A 19,749-nucleotide genomic window follows, 5' to 3' on the forward strand; every position below is an offset into this window, starting at 1 on the left:
GGTTGTCGTGCGTTCACACGCCGAGCGCGCGACCGACGATCTCCTTCATGATCTCAGTCGTGCCGCCGAGGATGGTCTGCACCCGTGCGTCCTGGTAGGCCCTCGCCACGGGGTACTCCAGCATGTAGCCGTACCCGCCGTGCATCTGCAGGCACCGGTCGATGACCGACTTCTGCAGCTCGGTCACCCACCACTTCGCCTTGGCGGCGTCGACGGCCGACAGGGTTCCGTCGCCCACGCGACGCACGCAGTCGTCGACGAACACCTGCGCGATGTCGAGCTCGGTGTCCATCTCGGCCAGGGCGAACCTGTTGATCTGGAAGGAGCCGATCGGTTGACCGAAGGCGAGGCGGGTCTTGGCGTACTCGAGGGTCTGCTCGTGGATGCTCCGGGCGTTGGCGACGCTGCCGATCGCGATCGACAGCCGCTCGCTGGGGAGGTTCTCCATCAGGTGCACGAACCCCCGGTTCTGCTGACCGAGGAGGTGGGAGTCCGGCACGCGGACGTCCACGAACGAGAGCTCGGCGGTGTCCTGCGCCGGCAGGCCTATCTTCTCCAGCTTGCGGCCCCGGCTGAAGCCCGGCATCCCGTCCTCGACGACCAGGAGGCTGATGCCCTTGTTGCCCAGGGCCGGCTCGGTCCGTGCCACGACGATCACGACGTCGGCCAGGAGCCCGTTGGAGATGAACGTCTTCTGGCCGTTGAGGACCCACTCGTCCTTGTCGCGTTCTGCCGTGGTCGTGATTCCTGCCAGGTCACTGCCCGCGCCGGGCTCTGACATCGCGATGGCGAAGATGAGCTCGCCCGCTGCCATCCGCGGCAACCAGCGTTGCTTCTGCTCAGGAGAGGCGAGCCGCAGCAGGTAGGGCGCGATGATGTCGTTGTGCAGTCCGAAGCCCGGACCGTGGAGGCCGCGTACGGCGAGCTCCTCGGTCACGATCGCGTTGTACCGGAAGTCGTCGATCCCGAGTCCGCCATACTCCTCGGGGACGTTGAAGCCGATGACGCCTCGCTCGGCCGCCCGGACGAAGATGTCGCGATCGACCCGTCCGTCCGTCTCCCAGCGCCGGTGCTCCGGAACGATCTCGCGCTCGACGAACTCCCGGACCATCGAGCGGAACTCGTCGTGCTCGCGGGTGAAGATCTGTCGTCGCGTCCCTCCCGAGGTCATCGGCGGCTCCGGTCGGCCAGCGCCGCGAGGGCCTGACCGTGGTCCGCCGAGCTCATGCTGAGCTGCTCGGCGAGCACCGCGATCTGCGTGGCCGTGGCCGTCGCCGACGACGCGTACGCGTTCAAGGCCTTCTTGATCGCGCGGAGCGCGTCGGCCGGCTGTGCTGCCAGCCGCTCCGCGAGAGCGATGGCCGTCTCCATCAGGTCCTCGGAGGGGACGACCCGGTTCGCCAGTCCCATTGCCACCGCTTCGGTAGCGCGCACGCGCGATCCGAGGAACAAGAACTCTTTGGCCGCGTGCATCCCGGTCAGGAGAGGGAGGAAGACACCGCCGTCACCGGCGACCAGCCCGATCGCCACGTGCGGGTCGGAGAAGTGGGCCGTGTCCGCGGCTACGACGAGGTCGGACAGGATGCTGAGGCTGCAGCCCAGGCCGACCGCCGGGCCGTTGACCGCCGCGACGACGGGGAGGGGAAAGCGCGTCATCGCCGAGATGAGCTGCTCCGCCTCGGTGGCCGAGCGCGACGCGGCCCTGGGATCCGCGTTGATCTCGGACATCCAGGCGAAGTCGCCGCCAGCACTGAAGGCACGGCCCGCTCCGGTGAGGACGACGGAGCGGAGCGAGCGGTCGTCGGCGAGCAGCGGCCACAGCTGCACCAGGTCGTGGTGCATGGCGGGGTTGAACGCGTTGAGCTCGTCCGGACGGTTCAGGGTGACCAGTGCCACCGGTCCTCGGGACTCGACGCGGATCGTGCCGGTCGATGAAGGATGTGCCGTCCAGGTCATGCCGGCGCCGGTCGCTTGACCTCGATGCCGGACTTCTCGCGATCCCAGGAGGCTGCCGGGTCGTGCATCTCGCGGAGCTTGAACTTCAAGACCTTGCCGGTGGGCGTCGAGGGCAGCTCGTCGATGAAGTCGATGAACCGTGGGACGGCGAAGTACGGCATGTTCTCGACGCAGTGCTCGATCAGCTCGCGATGATCGAGCTCGGAGCCGTCCCGGCGCACGACGTATGCCTTGACCTCGTCCTCGGACATCTCGCTGGGCACCGGGACGACGGCGACCTGGAGGACGTCGGGGTGCCGAGCGATCGCCTGCTCGACCTCCCACGACGAGATGTTCTCACCACGACGCCGCAGGTAGTCCTTCTTCCGGTCCGCGAAGTGGAAGAAGCCCTCCTCGTCGATCAGACCCAGATCGCCGGTATGGAACCAGCCCTGCTTCGTGACGCGCCAGCTGGCGGCGGGGTTGTTGAAGTACCCCTCGAACATCACGTGCGGCTCCTTCGGACGGACGACGATCTCGCCGACGACCCCGGGCGCGACCTCACAACCTTCGTTGTCGAAGATGCGCATGTCGAAGAGGTCGTCGTTGGGTCGCCCGGAGGCGCCGCGGGGCAGCTCCCCTCCGGAGGGGTCGATCTTGACGATCGGGTTCGCTTCGCTGAGCCCGTAGGCGGTGATGAACCGGCAGCCCCAGCGCTGCTCCATCTTCGCCTTCAGGTCCCAGGGCATCGGGACGGCGTAGACGACGCGGATGCCTTCTTCCTCCGACTGCGGCTGGTTCCACATCATCATGCCCATCGACCCGAGCAGCAGCGTCGCGGTGCACCGTTCCTCGCGGACGCGCCGCCAGAAGTTCGACGCGCTGAACCTCTCGTCCAGCACGCACCGGGCGCCCATCGAGATCGACGAGATCATGCCGGCGCCCTTGGCGGCGAGATGGAACATGGGGGTGCAGGCGTAGAACGCGTCGTCCTCGTCCTCGTACCACATGCCGGCCATCTGCTCGGACGTGGTGACCAGGTAGTGCTGGCTCAGCACCGCCCCCTTGGACGGTCCCGTGGTGCCGGACGTGTAGACGATGCTGCAGGGGTCGCTCCACTGCGGCGAGTATGTGAAGTCGCGTCGGGTCGAGCTCGCATCGAGGAGCTCGGTCACCGGATGCAGGCTGAGGCGGGGGAGACCGGAGGACTGCCCACCCGTGTCCCCGCGCACGAAGACCTGCGTGAGATCGGGGAGGTCGGGCGCCACCGCCAGGACGTGCTCGAGCAAGTGCCCGTCAACGATGATGGCCTTCGCTCCACAGTCCGCGAGCTGGTGCCGCAGGAACTCGCCGCGGTACGAGGTGTTGATCATGACCTCGATGACACCGCTCATCGCCGTCCCGAACTGCAGGTAGGCCTGCTCCACGCAGTTCTCGGCGAGCGTCGCGATGACGTCGCCCGGCCGGAGGCCCTGCGCGTGCATGCCGTTGGCCATCCGCGTCGACGCCAGGCTGAGCGCTTCGTAGGTGAGGTGCTCGCCGAGGATCGTGAGGGCGACCTTGTCGGCGTGCGCCGTCGTCTGCTTCTCGAGGATGCCGTGGAGCGTCTTGCGCTCGCCCGGGACGAAGCGGGTCATCTGTACTCCTCCGGAGGTGTGATGCCGAGATGCCGGTCGCGCTCGAGTGAGGTGTCCACCACGGCGATCCGACGTCATCGTACCCGTTGACAACTCGGGTGCAAGGCCTTGCGAGGCGACGTGTCAACAGATATGTTCACTCACGGACGCCACGCGCCGGGCCGCTTTCGAGCGGGCTTCCGTCGCGATGACTCGACGCGTGTGCGCGTACGGACGACTCGAGGGCTGGAGCAATATGAAGGACTCGTGGGACGACCCGATTCGAAGGACCCTCACGGGGATGTTGCTGGGTCACGCTGAGACCAAGGCCGACAAGATCGCACTGTCGATCGTCGGCGAGGACATCTCCTACGGGGACCTGGTCGGGCGGAGCAACTCCGTGGCGCGTGCGCTGCGTGAGTACGGGATCGGCAAGGGCGACGTGGTCGCGATTCTGACGGAGAACTGCGCGGACCAGGTGGTCATCGAGTTCGCGACGGCTCGCCTCGGTGCCATCGAGGTGATGCTGAACACCGCCTACCGGGGCGACTTCCTCGCCCACCAGCTCAACGTGAGCGCCGCCAAGATCATCATCGTCGACAGCGCGCTCCGCCAGGTCGCCCTCGACATCCTCGACCGGGTGCCGTCCATCCAGCACGTGATCGTGCGGGGGGCCACCGGACAGCTCGACCCCTGGCAGGGCGTGCAAGTGGTCGGCATCGACGCTCTCCAGGGCTACTCCACCGACGCCCTGTCCGATGTTCCCGATCCGTTGTGGACCGACCCGTCGACGATCGTGTTCACCTCCGGTACGACCGGCCCGTCCAAGGGCGCGCTCATGTCGCAGAACTACCTGGTCACGCACGCCGAGTTGGAGTCGTCGAGCTGGTACCGCGGGCCGGACGACGTGTTCTACTCCTGCGGTCCGCTCTTCCACCTCGCGGCCAAGGGTGTCGGCGTGCTGGGGTCGATCTACCGCGGTGTGCATTGCGTCCAGGACGACAGGTTCAGCGTCTCGGGCTTCTGGGCGAAGATCCGTGAGCACGACTGCAGCGCCACGCTGATGCTCGGCTCGATGGCGATGCTGCTCTGGACGCGTGAGCCCGACGAGGACGAGGGCATCGACACGGTCGTGGGCGTGCCGGTACCGGCGTCCCTGCAGGACGCCATGGCCGAGCGCTGGAAGTGCAAGTTCGAGAGCGTCTACGGGTTGAGCGAGGCAGCGCCGGTGACCGTCAGTGGTCCGGACGTGCCCCTGCGACCCGGCTCCGCCGGCAAGGTGGCGGAGAAGTACTACGACGTCCGCATCTTCGACGACAACGACAAGGAGCTGGAGCCTGGTCAGGTCGGCGAGGTCGTGATCCGGCCTCGTCGCGCCCAGTCCATGTTCGACGGCTACTACCGCGACGCCGAGGCGACGGCCGAGAAGTGGAAGAACCTGTGGTTCCACACCGGCGACCTCGGGAAGATCGACGAGGACGGCTACTTCTTCTTCGTCGACCGCAAAAAGGACTACCTGCGTCGTCGTGGCGAGAACATCTCCTCCTACGAGGTCGAGGCTGCGATCGCGCGTCATCCCGCGGTCATCGAGGCCGCCGTCGTGGGTGTGGCCAGCGACCTGACCGAGGACGAGGTCAAGGCGGTGGTCGTCCTGCGCCCGGGCTCCACCGTGACCTTCGAGGAGCTCGTGGAGCACTGCGTAGCGAACATGCCGTACTTCGCGGTACCTCGCTACATCGAGCTCACCGAGGACCTTCCCCGGACGCCCAGCGGCAAGGTGCTCAAGCACCAGCTCCGCAACGACGGGACGGTCTCATCCTGGGACCGAGAGGCTCACGGCATTGTCCTGAGCGGCCGTTCGGCACGCGCGGCCACTGCGGCGTCTGCGGCGTCCGAGCGATGACCACGGCTCAGATCCCTGCCGTCCGGCCACGGATCAACGCGGAGGAGCAGCGCTTCTGGGACGGCACGGCCGCCGGGAAGCTGCTGACCCAGCGGTGCACGCAGTGCGGCCTGCACGTGTCGCCGCCACGCGGGGTGTGTCGGCGCTGCGGCGGGCGAGAGCTGCCGTGGGTCGACGTCGTCGCTCCCGGGCGGGTCTACACGTTCACGGTGAACCACAACGCGTGGGCACCGGATGCCCCGGCCGACTACGTGCTGGTCGTCGTCGAGTTCCCAGAGCAGGACGGCATCCGATTCGTCGGACCCGGCGACCTCGCCCCCGACGAGGTGGCGATCGGTGTCCCGGTGGGAGTGCGTTTCGAGCTAGCTCCGAACGGTCTGCACCGCCCCGTCTTCACGCCCTGGCCGGCGGCGTGACGCGGCGCGCCCAGTGGCGTCGACCGCTGATCACCGGTCTGGGCAAGTCGGCCGTCGGCCGTCGTCTGGACCGCTCTGGTCACCAGCTGACCATCGACGCCATCACGACGGCCGTCGCGGACGCCGGTCTCGAGATGTCCGACATCGACGGGCTCGCGACCTATCCCGGCCTCACGGTTCCGCTGAACCCGGGCTTCATCGGACCCGACATCTACGAGATCCAGGACGCCCTCGGTCTCGAGCTGAACTGGCACCTCGGCTCCTACCAGGGGGCCGCGCAGTTCGTCTCGCTGATCGAGGCGGCCGCCGCGGTCTCGGTTGGCCTGTGCAAGCACGTTGTGGTGTTCCGCACCACGACCGAGGCGCAGGCGCAGGGTCCCGGGCGACGGCCGGGGCTGGGCGGTCAGATGGTCGAGGCCGAGGGCAACCTCGCGTGGCTGCTGGCGTCCGGAGCCGTGTCGGCCGCGAACTGGGCAGGCATGTACGCCCAACGCCACATGCACACCTACGGCACGTCCAAGGAGCAACTGGGCTGGGTCGCGATCAGCCATCGCGAGCATGCCCGCCGCAACCCGGACGCGGTGTTCACCGACCCGCTGACGATGGACGACTACCTGGGGAGCCGCGAGATCTCGTCCCCCCTCTCCCTCTACGACTGCGACGTCCCCGTGGACGGCTGTGTCGCCATCGTCATCTCGGCGCCGGAGACGCGTCCCGACGTTCGGCACTGGGTCCAGATCGAGTCGGTCGGGTCGGCCATGCGTCATCGTCCGTACTGGGAGCACTGGCCCGATCTGTCGACGATGGCGCCGCACGATGCGGCCGACCACATGTGGGAGGGCACCGATCTCAAGCCGAGCGACGTCGACGTGGCCCAGCTGTACGACGGGTTCAGCATCTTCACGCTGATGTGGCTCGAGGCACTGAAGTTCTGCGGGCCCGGGGAGAGCGGGGCGTACGCCGAGGGCGGCGCCCGGTTCAGTCTGGACAGCTCGATGCCGATCAACACCTGGGGCGGGCAGCTCTCGGCCGGTCGTCTACACGGCTGGGGCTTCCTGGCCGAGGCGCTCGAACAGCTGTGGCAGCGCGCCGACGGCCGACAGGTCGAGGGCGCCGAGGTTGCCGCCGTCGGGATCGGCGGGGGAGTGGTGGCCGCGTCCTTGCTCCTGACGGCCGGACAGAGCGCGCCCTCACAGGAGTCTGCGTGACTGCTCCGCCGCGAGGACCGAGCGTCGAGTCAGCCATCGTCGACGCGCTCGTCGAGGGCGGCGTCGACACCGTCCTAGGCATGCCGGGAGGCATGACCCTCAAGCTCTGGAACGCTGTCGCCGAGCACCCCGGGATCCGCGCCGTGGTGGTGCGGGAGGAGTCGATCGGCGCCTACATGGCGGAGGCGCACGGTCGACTCACCGGCCGGCCCGCGGCCGTCATGGGCCAGGGCGAGTGGATCGTCGGGAACGCCGGGCAGGCCGCCATGGAGGCGCTCCTCGGGAGCTCCCCGATGATCATCCTCACCGAGATGTCCGACGGCGGCGAGTACGCCCACCACGCGCCGTACCAGGGCGGCAGCGGAGATCCTGGCACCTGGGACGCGAGGGGCGCTCTCGCGGCGGTCACGAAGTCGGTCCTGGTGAGTCGCTATCCCAGCCAGGCCGTGCAGCACACGCAGCAGGCCATCAAGCTCGCGCTCAGCGGAGATCCGGGACCGGTCGCGGTGGTGTACTCCGCGGACTCGCTGAGGGGACCGATGTCCGCGGCCGGTGGCCCGCGGCTGCATCCCACGTCGACCTATCTCCCCGGCACCCGGCCCCGGCCCGCGGACGCACAAGCGCTGAGGGAAGCGGTCTCGGCGCTCGCGGCGGCGACCGCACCGGTCATCGTGGCGGGCAACGGCGTCCGGACCGGCCGCGCACAGCGGGAGCTCCGGGCACTCGCCGAGGAGGCCGGGCTCCCGGTGGCGACCACGTCCGGCGGCAAGGGCGTCTTCCCGGAGGACCACGAGCTCGCCGCAGGCGTGATCGGCCCGTTCGGGTCGGACCTGGCGAATCTCGCGGTCGGTGGGTCGGACGTGATCCTGGCGGTCGGCACCAAGCTCGGGTCCAGCGACACCGCCGAGGCGCATCCGGAGCTCGTCGACCCCGCCCGCCAGAGGATCGTCCACGTCGACGTCGAGCCGGCGAACGTCGGCTGGACCCTTCCGGTCGACGTCGCGGTCATCGGCGACGCCGCACACGTCCTCCCGGACCTGCTCGCCTCCTACGACGGGTCGGGGCGCCACGAGGGCGCAGCACGGCTCGAGCGGCTCCGCACAACCATTCCGGCTGTCGACTGGCCGGCGACCGTGGTGGGCGGACGGTTGTCACCTCACGACGTCGTCGTGCAGATCGCGCGTTCGATCCCGCCCGACACGGCCGTGTCCTGCGATGCGGGCGAGAACCGGCTCTTCATGCTCAAGTGGTTCACCACCCGCGCTGGGGGGGAGTACCTCCAGCCCGCAGCCGGCGGCGGCATGGGCTACGCCGTGCCGGCGGCGATGGCTTCCGCCCTGGTCCGCCCTGGTTCCCCGGCCCTGGCGGTCTGCGGCGACGGCGGCTTCAGCATGAGCCTGCACGCACTGATGTCCGCGGTCGAGCGGAGCCTGCCCGTCGTCGTCGTCGTGCTCAACAACAACGCGCTCGGCTGGGTACTGCACGGGTCTCGCGGGGCCGCGGAGGTGGCCGAGAGTGCGCCGTTCGACTTCGCGGCGATCGCTCGCGCGATCGGCTGCGACGGTCACGCCGTGACCGATGTGCAGCAGCTCGACCAGCACCTGGGCTCGATCGCCGGCCTGACCCGGCCCTTGGTGCTCGACGTCGCGATCAGTCGCGACGTGACCTTTCGTGACCTGCTGCACCGGTTCGGCTCGCGACGCAACGAGACCGGCGGCTACTGAGCCGTGTCGTCACCGGGTCCCCGTCCTGCCGCCCTGCCCTCGCCGCCGGGCCTCGAGTCGTCTTGATCAGAAGGAGCCCCAGCCATGCACCCCACCGCCTCGCCGACGCGCGAGGAGCTCCGCCTGGAGGTCCGCAGGTGGCTCGCGCAGCACCTGCCTCGCTCGCCGCTGGAGTCGTTCGACACCGAGGCCGGATTCGCTGCGCACCGTGAGTGGGAGCGGTTGCTGCACTCGGCCGGTCTCGCGGTCGTGACCTGGCCCGTCGAGCTCGGGGGCCGAGGACTCGACATCATCGACTGGCTGATCTTCGAGGAGGAGTACTGGGCCTCCGGCGCGCCCGGCCGGGTGGGCCAGAACGGCATCTTCCTGCTGGCCCCCGCCATCTTCGAGTTCGGCACCGAGGAGCAGAAGGCGCGCCTGCTGCCGCCGATGGCCCGGGGCGACGAGGTGTGGGCGCAGGCCTGGTCCGAGCCAGGCGCCGGCAGCGACCTGGCGGCACTCACCAGCAGGGCAGATCGCACCGAGGGCGGGTGGCGGCTCAACGGTCACAAGATCTGGTCGACCCGCGCGGCGTTCGCCGACCGGATGTTCGGGCTGTTCCGGACCGACCAGGACGCCGAGCGGCACCGCGGCCTCACCTACTTCCTCGTCCCGATGTCGGCCGAAGGAGTCACGGTCCGGCCGATCCGCCAGCTCGACGGCGGGGCAGGCTTCGCCGAGATCTTCCTCGACGACGTCCTCGTGACCGACGACGACGTCCTGGGAGATGTCGATCGAGGCTGGCACGTGGCCATGTCGACCACGGCCTCCGAACGGGGCCTCATGCTGCGCTCACCCGGTCGCTTCCTGGCCTCCTCGGCCCGCCTCCTCGAGCTTTGGAGAAGGGTGTCGGAGTCGGAACCGGTCCGGGCGGCGAGCCTGGAGGCGAGGGTCGTCGATGCGCGGCTGGACGCGGAGGCCTACCGGCTCTACGTGCACGCCGCCGCTCGTGCGTCCATGAGCGGTACGCCGGTGGGCCCCGAGTCGAGCGCGAACAAGCTGTTCTGGTCCGAGCTCGACATCCGTATCCACGAGACCGGCCTGGACCTGGTGGACGGGTGGGCCACGCGGATCGACGACGCCGACGTGGCGCCGTGGGTCGACGGCTTCGAGTTCTCGCTCGCAGGGCCCATCTACGCGGGGACCAACGAGATCCAGCGCAACATCATCGCCGAGCGGATCCTCGGTCTGCCGCGGGACGCGTCATGACGGCCCCGCCGACGACCGAGGCCCAGGAGTTCGCCGGAGCGGTCGCCGACCTCTTCGATCGCTACTCGTCGACAGAGGCGCTGCGGGAGGCGCACGCCACCAGCGCCGGGCGGGTGCCGGCGCTGCGCGAGCACCTCGCCCGGATGGGCGTGCCCGGCCTGTCCATCTCCCCGGCACACGGGGGACTCGGCGCGGACGCGGAGGCCACGACGGCAATCCTGATCGAAGCCGGACGGCGCGCGGTGTCCGAGCCGCTCATCGAGCACGTCGTTGCCGCGGCCGTCCTCGGATCGAGCGACTCCGACCTGGCCGACCTGTGGCTGCCACGGCTGGCGGCCGGCACGGCCGAGGTGGCCATCGGGCTCGCGGAACAGCCGGTCCCCGGAGCACGCACCGCCGACCTGTTGCTCATGATCGACGGCGACGCGGCCTGGGCCGTCGATCCCGCCTCGGTGGAACTCGCCGAAACCATGTCCGTCGACCCGGGCATGCGCCCCTGCTCCGTGACGTGGAGCAAGGACGGCGCGCAGGAGCTCGCACCCGGATCGGCCGACATCGCCCGGCGAACGGTCGCCGTCGCCGCGGCCGCCCAGCTCCTCGGCCTGAGCGAGGCGATGCTCGACGCCGCCGTCGCCTGGGCGCTCGTGCGCGAGCAGTTCGGCAGGAAGATCGGGGGCTTCCAGGCGGTCAAGCACGAGCTCGCCAGCGTGTACGCCGAAATCGCCTTCTGCCGACCCGTAGTCCTGCACGCCGCCGCCTCCCTGGCGAGCAGCACGACGTCCGCCGACCACGACGCCTCGCACGCGGCGCTGCGCGCCTCCAGGGTCTCCCGCTACGTCGCGCGCGCGGCGCTCCAGGTGCACGGCGCGGTCGGCTACACCCAAGAGCACGACCTCCACCTCTTCATGACGCGTGCCTGGGCGGTGTCCTCGGTGTGGGCCGACCCCGTCCGACACCTGTATCGCATCACGCAGGAGCTGCGCTCGGACCAGTTGTCGTAGTCAGTCGCCTGTGCGCACCTGCGCCCGGGCACGAATCGCTGTCAGGAGTCACATGGAACTGCATGGATCAGCCATCGTCACCGGAGGAGCGTCCGGCCTCGGTGAGGCCACCGCACGGGCACTGGCAGCACGGGGGATGACAGTGGTCATCGCGGACCTGCAGGCCGACCTGGGCGGTCAGGTCGCCGCCGACATCGGAGCGACGTACCAGCTGACGGACGTGACCAAGCCGGAGGACGTCATCAAGGTCGTCGACGTGGCATCGGCCTTGAGCGAGCTCCGGGTGGTCGTGAACTGTGCCGGGATCGGCTCGCCGGCCCGCCTGATCGGCCGCGACGGCACCCTGGAGTCCGCTCTCGACATGGATCGCTACCGCCGCATCCTGGACATCAACCTGGTGGGCTCGATCGACATGATGCGGGTCGCGGCGACGCGGATGAGCCAGAGCGAGCCCGACGACGACGGCTGCCGCGGCGTCGTGATCAACACCTCGTCGATCGCCGCGCAGGACGGCCAGATCGGCCAGGTCGGCTACGGCAGCTCCAAGGCCGCTCTCGTGGGCGCCACGCTGCCGGCGGCTCGGGACCTGAGCTCGGCCGGCATCCGGGTGAACACCATCCTTCCCGGCCTCGTCGACACGCCGATCTACGGGACCGGTCCGTCGGCCGAGGAGTTCAAGGCAAAGCTGGCCAAGGACGTCGTGTTCCCTCGCCGGCTCGGCAGGGCGAGCGAGTTCGCCTCGCTGGCCGTGGAGCTGATCACGAACAGTTACATCAACGCGGCCACGGTCCGGATCGACGGGGGCCTGCGGATGGCGCCTCGCTAGCGGGGATGCACGAAGAGGCCGCGGGCCTCGGCAACGAGGACGTCGTCGCGCCACAGTCGGCCCGACGCGAACTGCTTGCGACCGTCGAGCTCGTCCAGCCTGGACTCGATGACGTGCTCGGCGCCGACCAGCGCGAGCTGCCGGAAGTCGACATGGAGGTACGCCGTCCGGCAGTGCGCCGTCGTACGGCTGTTGACCTGCCGCCCCAGCACTTCGTCGAACAGCAGTGCGATCGCGCCGCCGTGCGCGGCCCGCCCGGCTCCGTGGAAGAACTCGCTGAACACCACCCGGCCCCGGATCAGCACGTCGTCTCTGTGGTCGACGTGCACTTGCGGGAGGATCGGATGCGCTCGTCCGGGCGCCGACTCGACGTGACCCGCCAACGGCTCCGCTCCGGGTGCACCCGCGGCGCCGATCGACCGCGTCAGCGCGTCGACCTCACGAGCGAGCAGGACGGACCTCTCAGGGTCGGGCACGGTCTCGACGAGCACATCGAGCATCCGCCGGACCGCCGAGACCAGCTCGTCGTAGGTCTCGGCCCTCGGGTCGCCGGACAGGCTGCTGTACGCCATGCTTGCCTTTCGCTAGACGGACCGGGTGCCTTCCAGGATCCGCTTCGGGTTCTCGACCAGCATCGCCTCGACCACGTCCGGGTCGAGGCCGTGTGCGACGAGCGCTGGGATGACTCGGTGGGGCAGGTGCAGGAAGTGCCAGTCCGGGAGCTCGGCGCGAGTGCCGGCCACGAGGTCGTCCGGCAGCCAGTCCATCCAGCAGTGAGCATCGTGCGACAGCACCAGCTGCGTGGAGTACCCCAGCTCGCACAGCTTCACCACGGTGTCGATGCGCTGGTCGAGAGAAGGGTAGGGGCCCCGATCCATCCCGAACCGGTCCATCCCGATGAAGGATCCTGCGTCGAGAAGGGTACGCAGGTAGGTGAGGTCTGTGCTATCACCGCAGTGGCCGATCAGGACCGTCGAGAGGTCGACGCCCATCTCTGCGAAGACCCGCTGCTGGTCGAGTCCCCGACGGGTGCGGGCGTCGGCATGCGTGCTGAGTGGCGCCCCGGTCGCGAGGTGCGCATCGGCAGCCGCACGGACGGCGCGCTCGACGCCGGTCGTCAACCCCTGCACGTCCGTGACGCACTTGATCACCCCGGCGCGGACACCGGTGTCGCCGATCCCGTCCTCGACGTCCCGGATCAGCATGTCGGTGATCGGGTCGGCTTCGTCGATCATCAGGCCGGGACCGCGAAGCCTCAGGAACCGGGGCAGCTCGTCGTCGACGTATACGCCGGTCGACACCACCACCCGGACACCGGTGCCCCGGGCGGCCCGGGCGACCAGACCGACGTCGCGCCCCATCCCGAGGACGGTCATGTCCACGATCGTGCTGAACCCACTCTGGGCCAACTGCCGGAGCTTCTCGCGCGCCGAGTCGACCATCCGGTGCTCGTCCCAGCCGGTGACGGCGGGATAGTCACGGACGGCCTCGGGCGACAGGATGAAGACGTGCTCGTGCATGAGGGTCCGGCCGAGGAGCTCGCTCCTGACGGCGCCCTCGGTGGTCCACACGGTCGGTGTCGTTTCAGCTCCGATGAGCGTCGTCCTCCCGTGCCGTCGAGAGCAATGAGCGCCAGCTCGCCAACTTGATCCGACGGGCGCCCCTGCCCGCGCCGATCTCCTGCTCGCGAGCATCGATCTTCGTCCAGCCGTCCATCTCGACGACGTCGTGGTCGGCCAGCAGTCGCGCGGCGACGACCCCCGGCGTGACCGGTCGCGCCTGCAGCAAGGCCAGGTCCTCGAGCACCGCAGCGGCGGTCGCCGCGGCGTCGGCCCGATTCGTCCCGAGGACGCCGTTCGGCCCGCGCTTTGCCCATCCGCACGCGAACAGGCCGCGCACGGGCTCGCCGTCCTCGATGACCCGGTGCTCGCGGGTGGGGATCCTCCCCGGGCCGTCGTCGAACGGCGTGTCGCGGATCCGCTTCCCCCGATAGCCGACCGCGCGCACTACCAGCCCGACCGGCAGGTCAACGACCTGCGCGTCGGTCGAGCCGAGCCGCAGGCCGTCGACCGCGTTGGTGCCGAGGACGGCCAGCGGGGTGCTGTTGAAGTGGAAGTGGATGCGTCGCGACGCACCGCTCGGCGGGGTCTCGGCCCAGGTCCTGAACAGGGTCAACCGGCGATCCTCGGTCTCGGGCCCGTCGGCGACGTCGACCGGGCGGACCACCACGTCGACGTCCGGGATGCTGCCGAGCTCACGCAGCTCGGGGTAGGTGAAGCGGGCGTCCGAGGGTCCCCGGCGCCCGACGATGTGGACGTCGCGCACCCGGGAAGCGCTGAGGGCCTCGAGCACGTCGTCGGTGGCGTCCGTCAGCACCAGTCGTTGCGCGCCGCCGACGAGGATCCGCGCAACATCCAGTGCGACGTTTCCGAGCCCGATCACTGCTGCCGACTCGACCCGAAGGTCCGGCACGTGCCCGGCGTCCGGGTGCCCGTTGTACCAGGACACGACCTCGCGGGCAGCGAGGCATCCGGGCAGGGTCTCGCCAGGGATGCCGAGGCGTGCGTCCGAGGGCGCGCCCACGGCGAGAACGACCCCGTGGTAGTCGGCCAGGAGGTCCGGTACCGAGACGTCCGCGCCGACCTCGACGTTGCCGAAGAAGCGGACCCCGTCACGGTCGAGGATCTTCTGCAGGCTGGGAGCGAGCCCCTTGATCTTCAGGTGGTCGGGCGCCACGCCGTACCGGAGCAGGCCGAACGGCGTCGGGAGACGCTCGAACATGTCGACCGTGGCGCCGGCCGACCTCGTCAGCGCATCGGTGACGTACATCCCCGCCGGGCCGCTGCCGACGACGGCGAGTCGCAGCGGTGCCGTGCCGGCCCTCATCCGGCGTCGCGGGCAGCGAACGCTGCGATCAGCGGATGGTCGACGGCGACCGGACCGCGGGCGATCGCGCCGCCCTCGGCGTCGTGCTGCTGGACCCACTCCTCGGCTGCGAATGCGAACGGAGCGAGCTCGTCGGTGAGGTCGATGTCCTGGATCACTGCCGCGTTGGGACAGATGTCGATGCACGCACCGCAGTCGATGCACTCGACGGGATTGATGTACGCCGAGCGCGGACCCTCGTAGATGCAGTCGGCAGGGCACACCGCCATGCACGAGCGATCCTTCAGGTCGATGCAGGCGTCGGTGATGATGTACGTCACGACGACCCGCTCGTCACTCTCGGGGCCACGTGGCGTAGGCGTTGAGGCCTTCGAGGGCGAGGCCGTAGCCGACGCCGTCGAGCATCATCTTCTTCAGCTCCTGGGTGAGGGCGACACGCGTGTAGCGCAACGTGGTGTCGGACTGCGTGGCCAGCTGCTGTGCGATCTCCCAACCGCGCGCGAGCGCATCGGCCGCAGGGACCACCTCGTTGACGACGCCGAGCCGCAGCGCCTCCTCCGCCTCGATCCGCTGCCCCATCATCAGGAAGTAGCGGCCGCGGTTGGGCCCCAGGATGCGTTGCCACACCAGGTGGACCCCGTCACCCGGGATGGTGCCGACCCGGAAGTGCGGCGCGTCCTGGAAGACGGCGGTGTCCGCGGCCACCGTGATGTCGCTGAGCACGGCCAGCTCCGCGTGCACGCGGGCGGGACCGTTGACCACGGCGATGACCGGCACCTCGATTGCCAGCAGGTTGATCAGCAGGCGCTTGCCGTTGAAGTAGATCTTGTCCCACTTCGCCGGGGTCATCTCGCCCGCCCAGCTCTTGTCGACCTTCGACATGAACGTGTCGCCCGTGCCGGTGAGGATCACCACCCGGTTCTCGACGTCCTTGGCGACGTCCTCGAAGCACGAACCGAGCTCGGTGTGCGGTCCGTCGCCCCAGATCAAGGGGCCGCCGTCGGTGTGGAGGCTCATCTGGAGGATGCCGTCCTCGCGCACGAACGAAACGTGCTCGTACCGATCCCGGTAGTCGTCGAAGTGGGTTCGCATCTGGGTCCTTGTCGTTCGCGATGCCGTGGCGGGGGATGGTCGACGGAGGCCGACCCCTGCCAGTCATCATACCTGTTGACTGGCTCTGTGCAACCGGCTACCGTCGGGGAAGAGCCGGCGGCGGGCACGGTGCCCGGTCACGACGCGGCGATCCAAGGTGCCTCGCGATCGCGAGGCAGGAAGCAGGAAGCAGCCATGGACGCCCAGGACGTCGTCCTCTTCGAGCGCCGCGGTCCCGTTGCGGTGATCACCATGAACCGGCCGGAGTACCGCAACGCGCAGAACTCGATGATGACCTACCAGCTCGACGACGCCTTCTACCGCGCGGCTGACGATGACGATGTCAAGGTTGTCGTCCTGGCGGGTGCCGGAACTCATTTCTCCGCTGGTCACGACATCGGAACGCCCGGGCGGGACCTGGATCAGACCTTCGATCGTCGGGCCGGGCTCTGGTGGGACCACGTCGACAAGCCCGGCGCGGAGGCACGCTTCGCGCGCGAGTCCGAGGTCTACCTCGGCATGTGCCGCCGCTGGAGGGACCTGCCCAAGCCGGCGATCGCCTCGGTGCAGGGTGCCTGTGTGGCCGGAGCCCTGATGCTGGCATGGACGTGCGATCTCATCGTGGCCTCAGACGACGCGTACTTCGCGGATCCGGTCGTGCGCATGGGGATCCCCGGTGTCGAGTACTTTGCACATCCTTGGGTCATGGGGGCGCGGGCCGCGCGGGAGTTCTTGTACACGGGCGACAGATTCGACGCGACGCGTGCCTACCAGCTCGGCATGGTCAATAAGGTCGTGCCACGCGACCGGCTGGAAGCAGAGACGATGGTCCTAGCGGAGCGGATTGCGAAGATGCCCCGACTCGGGCTGGCGCTCACGAAGCGCGCTATCAATCAAAGTGAGGACCTCATGGGGATGCGCGCCGGGATGGACTCCGTGTTCGGTCTCCATCACGTGGCCCACGCTCACAACGCCGAGGTGGGCGGTGACTCTGTCGGCGGTATGGACGTCCGATCAATGCGCGACGCGAGTCGGCTTCCGGGTGAACCGCGTACTTGACGTCTCGCTCGGTGGTCGGAGGCAGACTGAAACATGCTTTGATCTGCACGACCGCATGACTAGCTCGTCGCAGATGTCAACGGCTGCGCGGACTGTGGGCGGCGCAAGGCGGAAGGGGGGCGCCGACGGCACGTACATGCCTTCACGGACGGCGACACGCGCGAAGGCGCCCAGGCGATGTACGACAGGGCGGAGGCCCCCGCCGACGACGTCGGCGAGCTCATCGCCTTCACGCTGAGCCACCCCTGGCGTCTGGCCATCAACGACATCCTGCTCCGGCCCGCCGGCCAGGCCTGACTAGCCCTCGGACGAAGGAAAACCACGATGGACACACGCACTCTCGGAACCGCTGGCCTCTTGGTGTCGCCGCTCGGCCTTGGCTGCATGGGCATGAGCCAGTCGTTCGGCCCACCACCCCCACGCGACGAGATGGTCACGTTCCTCCGCGACGCGGTGGAGCGCGGCGTGACGTTGTTCGACACCGCGGAGGTCTATGGACCCTTCCATAACGAGGAGCTGGTGGGCGAAGCGCTTCGGCCCATCCGTGACGACGTTGTGATCGCCACCAAGTTCGGCTTCGCTTTCGACAATGATGGCAAGCAGACTGGCGTCACCAGCAGACCGGAGCATATCCGGGCCGCGGTCCACGGGTCCCTTCGTCGTCTGCGGACCGACACGATCGACCTGCTCTACCAGCACCGCGTGGACCCGGAAGTACCCATCGAGGACGTCGCCGGCACCGTTAAGGAGCTCATCGAGGCCGGCAAGGTCCGTCAGTTCGGGCTGTCCGAGGCTGGCGTCGCGACGATCCGGAGAGCCCACGCAGTACAGCCGGTCGCGGCGCTGCAGAGCGAGTATTCTCTCTTCTGGCGCGAGCCCGAGGAGGAGATCCTGCCCGCCCTCGACGAGCTCGGGATCGGCTTCGTGCCGTTCAGCCCGCTCGGGCGTGGGTTGCTGACTGGTCAGGTCACCGCCGCGACCGAGTTCGGCAAGGGAGACATCCGCGCGGCGCTTCCGCGTTTCGAGCGCGAGGCCCTGGAGGCCAACCTCGCTCTTGTCGACCTCGTGAGGAAGGTCGCCGAGCGCAAAGGGGCCACCGTCGGCCAGGTGGCCCTGGGCTGGCTGCTGGCGCAGGAGCCCTGGATCGTCCCGATCCCCGGCACCCGTCGGCTCGCGTGCCTCGATGAGAACCTCGGAGCGGCTGACCTGCAGCTCGCAGCAGAGGACCTGACCGAGCTCGCCACCGCCTCAGCCAGCGTCGAGGTTCAGGGTGACCGATATCCGGAAGCCATGCAGAGGATGATCGACCGCTGATTGCCGCGCCCGCTAAGTCGCGACAGATCCTCGGTGCACGGCCTCGTGGCCCAACTAGCGGCTGCACCGACCTCGCGCGGCCCGGGAGGTCCAGCGGGGAGCCTGGCTCGGCACCGCAAGGGGCAGGTGATGCAGTTCGGCTCCTCGCTGTTGTCAACCGGTCCGCTGAAGAGCGGAAGGGGTCTGCCTCTTTCGGGGTTGTCGTGGGGCGGCGTACCGTCGTGGATGCGAGTCCGGGAGTGGCGGCTCGGACCTCTTCCACGACTACGCCACCAAGACACTGTGATGCGTCGCCGTGACCGCGTTCCGGCGAGGTCAAGAAGCGGGATTATAAGCGAGCCGCGAGTCTGACCGCACGTTGCGCCCGCCCGCGAGGCCTGAAGTCGCCAGAGGCCAAGCGGGCCGCGCAGCTCGGACCCCGCTAGGCTCGACGGGTCCGAGGACCAGCCACCAGTTGCAATCTCCCTATTGAACTTTGACGTGCGAGAACATGCCCGCGGGAGTAGGTAACGGCGACCCATAGAACTTGTGCTGTCGTCGGAGGCAGGTCTGGCCTCGCCCAGCTTGCTCCGGGGCCGGCTTGCCTCCGGCGTACCCCCGCTTCGCAATCCATACTGTGCGGTTCCTGCACGATGCCCATCTCAGACGTGCGTTTGGCATGGAAGAGACGCTCACGGCCGTTCGCAATGAGACGGCCAGGCAACCCGGGCTCGTGGGCTACCTGGACCTTGGTGATCCCACGCTTGCCCCGCGCGTACCCCGCGCACTTCGTTCAGCCGGACCGGCTCAGGTCGCCGGAATGTACGCGCAGTCGGGTGAACGGTGATCGCCCGCCGCCCTGTCCTCGCCATAGGTGAATGCAAGACCCGGCACTCACGTGGAGGCACAGCATGTCGCAACAGGCAGCTAGACAGAAAGCACGGCGGACGGCACGAGAGTTTGCGTCGAGGCGGCGCCGCGAACTCATAGAAAGGGAGAGACGGATCGTCGCTCTCGCGGAGGAGGTGATAGTCGCGATCGCAGAACGGGACTTTGCCGTTGCGCAAGCAGAGGCGCGAGCCGGTGAGGCACTTCGGCGCTTGGTGGCAGAGGAGCACCTAGCCGTCAGCGAGGCGCTGGTGTGGTGTGGGAATGTCGTGCCTGCGCGGGAAGCTCTTCGGTTGCGCCGGCTCGCTGAGCTCGTAGAAACAAAGGAATCGAACGCAAGTTGAATGTGCATACAACACAAGGCTTGAACGCCTAATGGTGTCGGAATCACGCGGAGCGTCGGGACCAACCTGGTCGTTCGGGGGCGGACGCTGACTGCATGTTCCAAGCGATCATCCTGGCCTTCAGCACGGGGTGTCAGTCGCGATCAGCAGGTTGTTGCCAGCGAATACCAGGGCACGGACGGAATTTGCCTAACTGCCTGGAGTCCTGCTGCGTCGTGGCAGCCGCTACGGCACCGTTTCCGTGGGGGTGTCAGATGGTCTGTGTAAGCGGTCGGTCCCAGCAGAGGAATGATGATGACTGCTGTGAGCG

General features: G+C 68.7%; 17 protein-coding genes. 9 read left to right on the forward strand and 8 right to left on the reverse strand.

Translation table 11 applies throughout. The features are described from left to right. Positions 1–13 precede the first annotated feature (13 nt). From ACYVKX_RS10630 to ACYVKX_RS10640, 3 genes are read right to left on the reverse strand one after another with little or no spacing between them, the layout of a single operon-like run. Positions 14–1,171: an acyl-CoA dehydrogenase family protein gene (locus ACYVKX_RS10630; RefSeq protein ID WP_460831796.1), complete on the reverse strand. Its 1,158-nt coding sequence runs from the start codon at positions 1,169–1,171 to the stop codon at positions 14–16. After that, on the reverse strand, positions 1,168–1,896 hold the full coding sequence (locus tag ACYVKX_RS10635; RefSeq protein ID WP_460831798.1) for an enoyl-CoA hydratase/isomerase family protein: 729 nt from the start codon (positions 1,894–1,896) through the stop codon (positions 1,168–1,170). Before ACYVKX_RS10635 ends, ACYVKX_RS10630 begins: the two co-directional genes overlap by 4 nt. 56 nt (positions 1,897–1,952) lie before the next feature. After that, entirely contained in the window at positions 1,953–3,572 is a 1,620-nt protein-coding gene (locus tag ACYVKX_RS10640; RefSeq protein ID WP_460831801.1) for an AMP-binding protein, read from the reverse strand. A 280-nt stretch (positions 3,573–3,852) separates the two neighbouring features. Here ACYVKX_RS10640 and ACYVKX_RS10645 point away from each other — a divergent pair, with 280 nt between their 5' ends. The 7 genes from ACYVKX_RS10645 (at position 3,853) to ACYVKX_RS10675 (ending at position 11,877) form a co-directional block, all read left to right on the forward strand. Next, positions 3,853–5,454, forward strand: a complete 1,602-nt coding sequence (locus tag ACYVKX_RS10645) for an AMP-binding protein (protein ID WP_460831803.1) — start codon at positions 3,853–3,855, stop codon at positions 5,452–5,454. Then, complete coding sequence (locus tag ACYVKX_RS10650; protein ID WP_460831806.1) at positions 5,451–5,870, forward strand: Zn-ribbon domain-containing OB-fold protein; 420 nt, start codon at positions 5,451–5,453, stop codon at positions 5,868–5,870. The genes ACYVKX_RS10645 and ACYVKX_RS10650 overlap by 4 nt, the downstream gene beginning before the upstream one ends. Then, positions 5,867–7,078, forward strand: a complete 1,212-nt coding sequence (locus ACYVKX_RS10655; protein WP_460831808.1) for a thiolase family protein — start codon at positions 5,867–5,869, stop codon at positions 7,076–7,078. The genes ACYVKX_RS10650 and ACYVKX_RS10655 overlap by 4 nt, the downstream gene beginning before the upstream one ends. After that, positions 7,075–8,802, forward strand: a complete 1,728-nt coding sequence (locus ACYVKX_RS10660; protein WP_460831812.1) for a thiamine pyrophosphate-binding protein — start codon at positions 7,075–7,077, stop codon at positions 8,800–8,802. Before ACYVKX_RS10655 ends, ACYVKX_RS10660 begins: the two co-directional genes overlap by 4 nt. A gap of 84 nt (positions 8,803–8,886) precedes the next feature. Then, positions 8,887–10,050 (forward strand): acyl-CoA dehydrogenase family protein, encoded by a 1,164-nt coding sequence (locus ACYVKX_RS10665; RefSeq protein WP_460831815.1) that lies wholly within the window; start codon positions 8,887–8,889, stop codon positions 10,048–10,050. After that, positions 10,047–11,051 (forward strand): acyl-CoA dehydrogenase family protein, encoded by a 1,005-nt coding sequence (locus tag ACYVKX_RS10670; RefSeq protein ID WP_460831819.1) that lies wholly within the window; start codon positions 10,047–10,049, stop codon positions 11,049–11,051. The genes ACYVKX_RS10665 and ACYVKX_RS10670 overlap by 4 nt, the downstream gene beginning before the upstream one ends. A 52-nt stretch (positions 11,052–11,103) precedes the next feature. Then, the gene (locus ACYVKX_RS10675) at positions 11,104–11,877 is read left to right on the forward strand and encodes an SDR family NAD(P)-dependent oxidoreductase (protein ID WP_460831822.1); all 774 of its coding nucleotides are present in this window, start codon (positions 11,104–11,106) and stop codon (positions 11,875–11,877) included. On the opposite strand, the gene ACYVKX_RS10680 is transcribed toward ACYVKX_RS10675, so the two are convergent. From ACYVKX_RS10680 to ACYVKX_RS10700, 5 genes are read right to left on the reverse strand one after another with little or no spacing between them, the layout of a single operon-like run. Beyond that, positions 11,874–12,449, reverse strand: a complete 576-nt coding sequence (locus ACYVKX_RS10680) for a hotdog domain-containing protein (RefSeq protein ID WP_460831824.1) — start codon at positions 12,447–12,449, stop codon at positions 11,874–11,876. The two genes, ACYVKX_RS10675 and ACYVKX_RS10680, sit on opposite strands and share 4 nt — an antisense overlap. A gap of 12 nt (positions 12,450–12,461) precedes the next feature. Further along, a complete protein-coding gene (locus tag ACYVKX_RS10685) occupies positions 12,462–13,448 on the reverse strand; it encodes a phosphotriesterase family protein (RefSeq protein ID WP_460831826.1) in 987 nt (328 codons plus the stop codon). Between the two features lie 13 nt (positions 13,449–13,461). Next, positions 13,462–14,763, reverse strand: a complete 1,302-nt coding sequence (locus ACYVKX_RS10690; protein WP_460831828.1) for an FAD-dependent oxidoreductase — start codon at positions 14,761–14,763, stop codon at positions 13,462–13,464. Then, entirely contained in the window at positions 14,760–15,083 is a 324-nt protein-coding gene (locus ACYVKX_RS10695; RefSeq protein WP_460831830.1) for an indolepyruvate ferredoxin oxidoreductase subunit alpha, read from the reverse strand. The genes ACYVKX_RS10690 and ACYVKX_RS10695 overlap by 4 nt, the downstream gene beginning before the upstream one ends. Before the next feature lie 13 nt (positions 15,084–15,096). Then, entirely contained in the window at positions 15,097–15,855 is a 759-nt protein-coding gene (locus ACYVKX_RS10700) for an enoyl-CoA hydratase/isomerase family protein (protein WP_460831832.1), read from the reverse strand. A gap of 195 nt (positions 15,856–16,050) precedes the next feature. On the opposite strand from ACYVKX_RS10700, the gene ACYVKX_RS10705 reads away from it, so the two are divergent. Both ACYVKX_RS10705 and ACYVKX_RS10710 read left to right on the forward strand, forming a co-directional pair. Beyond that, positions 16,051–16,914 (forward strand): enoyl-CoA hydratase, encoded by an 864-nt coding sequence (locus tag ACYVKX_RS10705; RefSeq protein ID WP_460831834.1) that lies wholly within the window; start codon positions 16,051–16,053, stop codon positions 16,912–16,914. Between the two features lie 324 nt (positions 16,915–17,238). Continuing rightward, positions 17,239–18,228 carry an aldo/keto reductase gene (locus ACYVKX_RS10710; protein ID WP_460831836.1) on the forward strand — a complete coding sequence of 330 codons (990 nt, stop codon included), beginning with the start codon at positions 17,239–17,241 and terminating at the stop codon, positions 18,226–18,228. Positions 18,229–19,749 lie beyond the last annotated feature (1,521 nt).

Source organism: Nocardioides hungaricus (assembly GCF_054782915.1).

Bases quoted from the DNA above. Each gene is read 5' to 3' on its own strand.
- ACYVKX_RS10630 (WP_460831796.1), bottom strand. From the start codon at position 1,171: ATGACCTCGGGAGGGACGCGACGACAGATCTTCACCCGCGAGCACGAC.
- ACYVKX_RS10640 (WP_460831801.1), bottom strand. From the start codon at position 3,572: ATGACCCGCTTCGTCCCGGGCGAGCGCAAGACGCTCCACGGCATCCTC.
- ACYVKX_RS10645 (WP_460831803.1), top strand. From the start codon at position 3,853: ATGTTGCTGGGTCACGCTGAGACCAAGGCCGACAAGATCGCACTGTCG.
- ACYVKX_RS10650 (WP_460831806.1), top strand. From the start codon at position 5,451: ATGACCACGGCTCAGATCCCTGCCGTCCGGCCACGGATCAACGCGGAG.
- ACYVKX_RS10665 (WP_460831815.1), top strand. From the start codon at position 8,887: ATGCACCCCACCGCCTCGCCGACGCGCGAGGAGCTCCGCCTGGAGGTC.
- ACYVKX_RS10670 (WP_460831819.1), top strand. From the start codon at position 10,047: ATGACGGCCCCGCCGACGACCGAGGCCCAGGAGTTCGCCGGAGCGGTC.
- ACYVKX_RS10675 (WP_460831822.1), top strand. From the start codon at position 11,104: ATGGAACTGCATGGATCAGCCATCGTCACCGGAGGAGCGTCCGGCCTC.
- ACYVKX_RS10680 (WP_460831824.1), bottom strand. From the start codon at position 12,449: ATGGCGTACAGCAGCCTGTCCGGCGACCCGAGGGCCGAGACCTACGAC.
- ACYVKX_RS10690 (WP_460831828.1), bottom strand. From the start codon at position 14,763: ATGAGGGCCGGCACGGCACCGCTGCGACTCGCCGTCGTCGGCAGCGGC.
- ACYVKX_RS10700 (WP_460831832.1), bottom strand. From the start codon at position 15,855: ATGCGAACCCACTTCGACGACTACCGGGATCGGTACGAGCACGTTTCG.
- ACYVKX_RS10705 (WP_460831834.1), top strand. From the start codon at position 16,051: ATGGACGCCCAGGACGTCGTCCTCTTCGAGCGCCGCGGTCCCGTTGCG.
- ACYVKX_RS10710 (WP_460831836.1), top strand. From the start codon at position 17,239: ATGGACACACGCACTCTCGGAACCGCTGGCCTCTTGGTGTCGCCGCTC.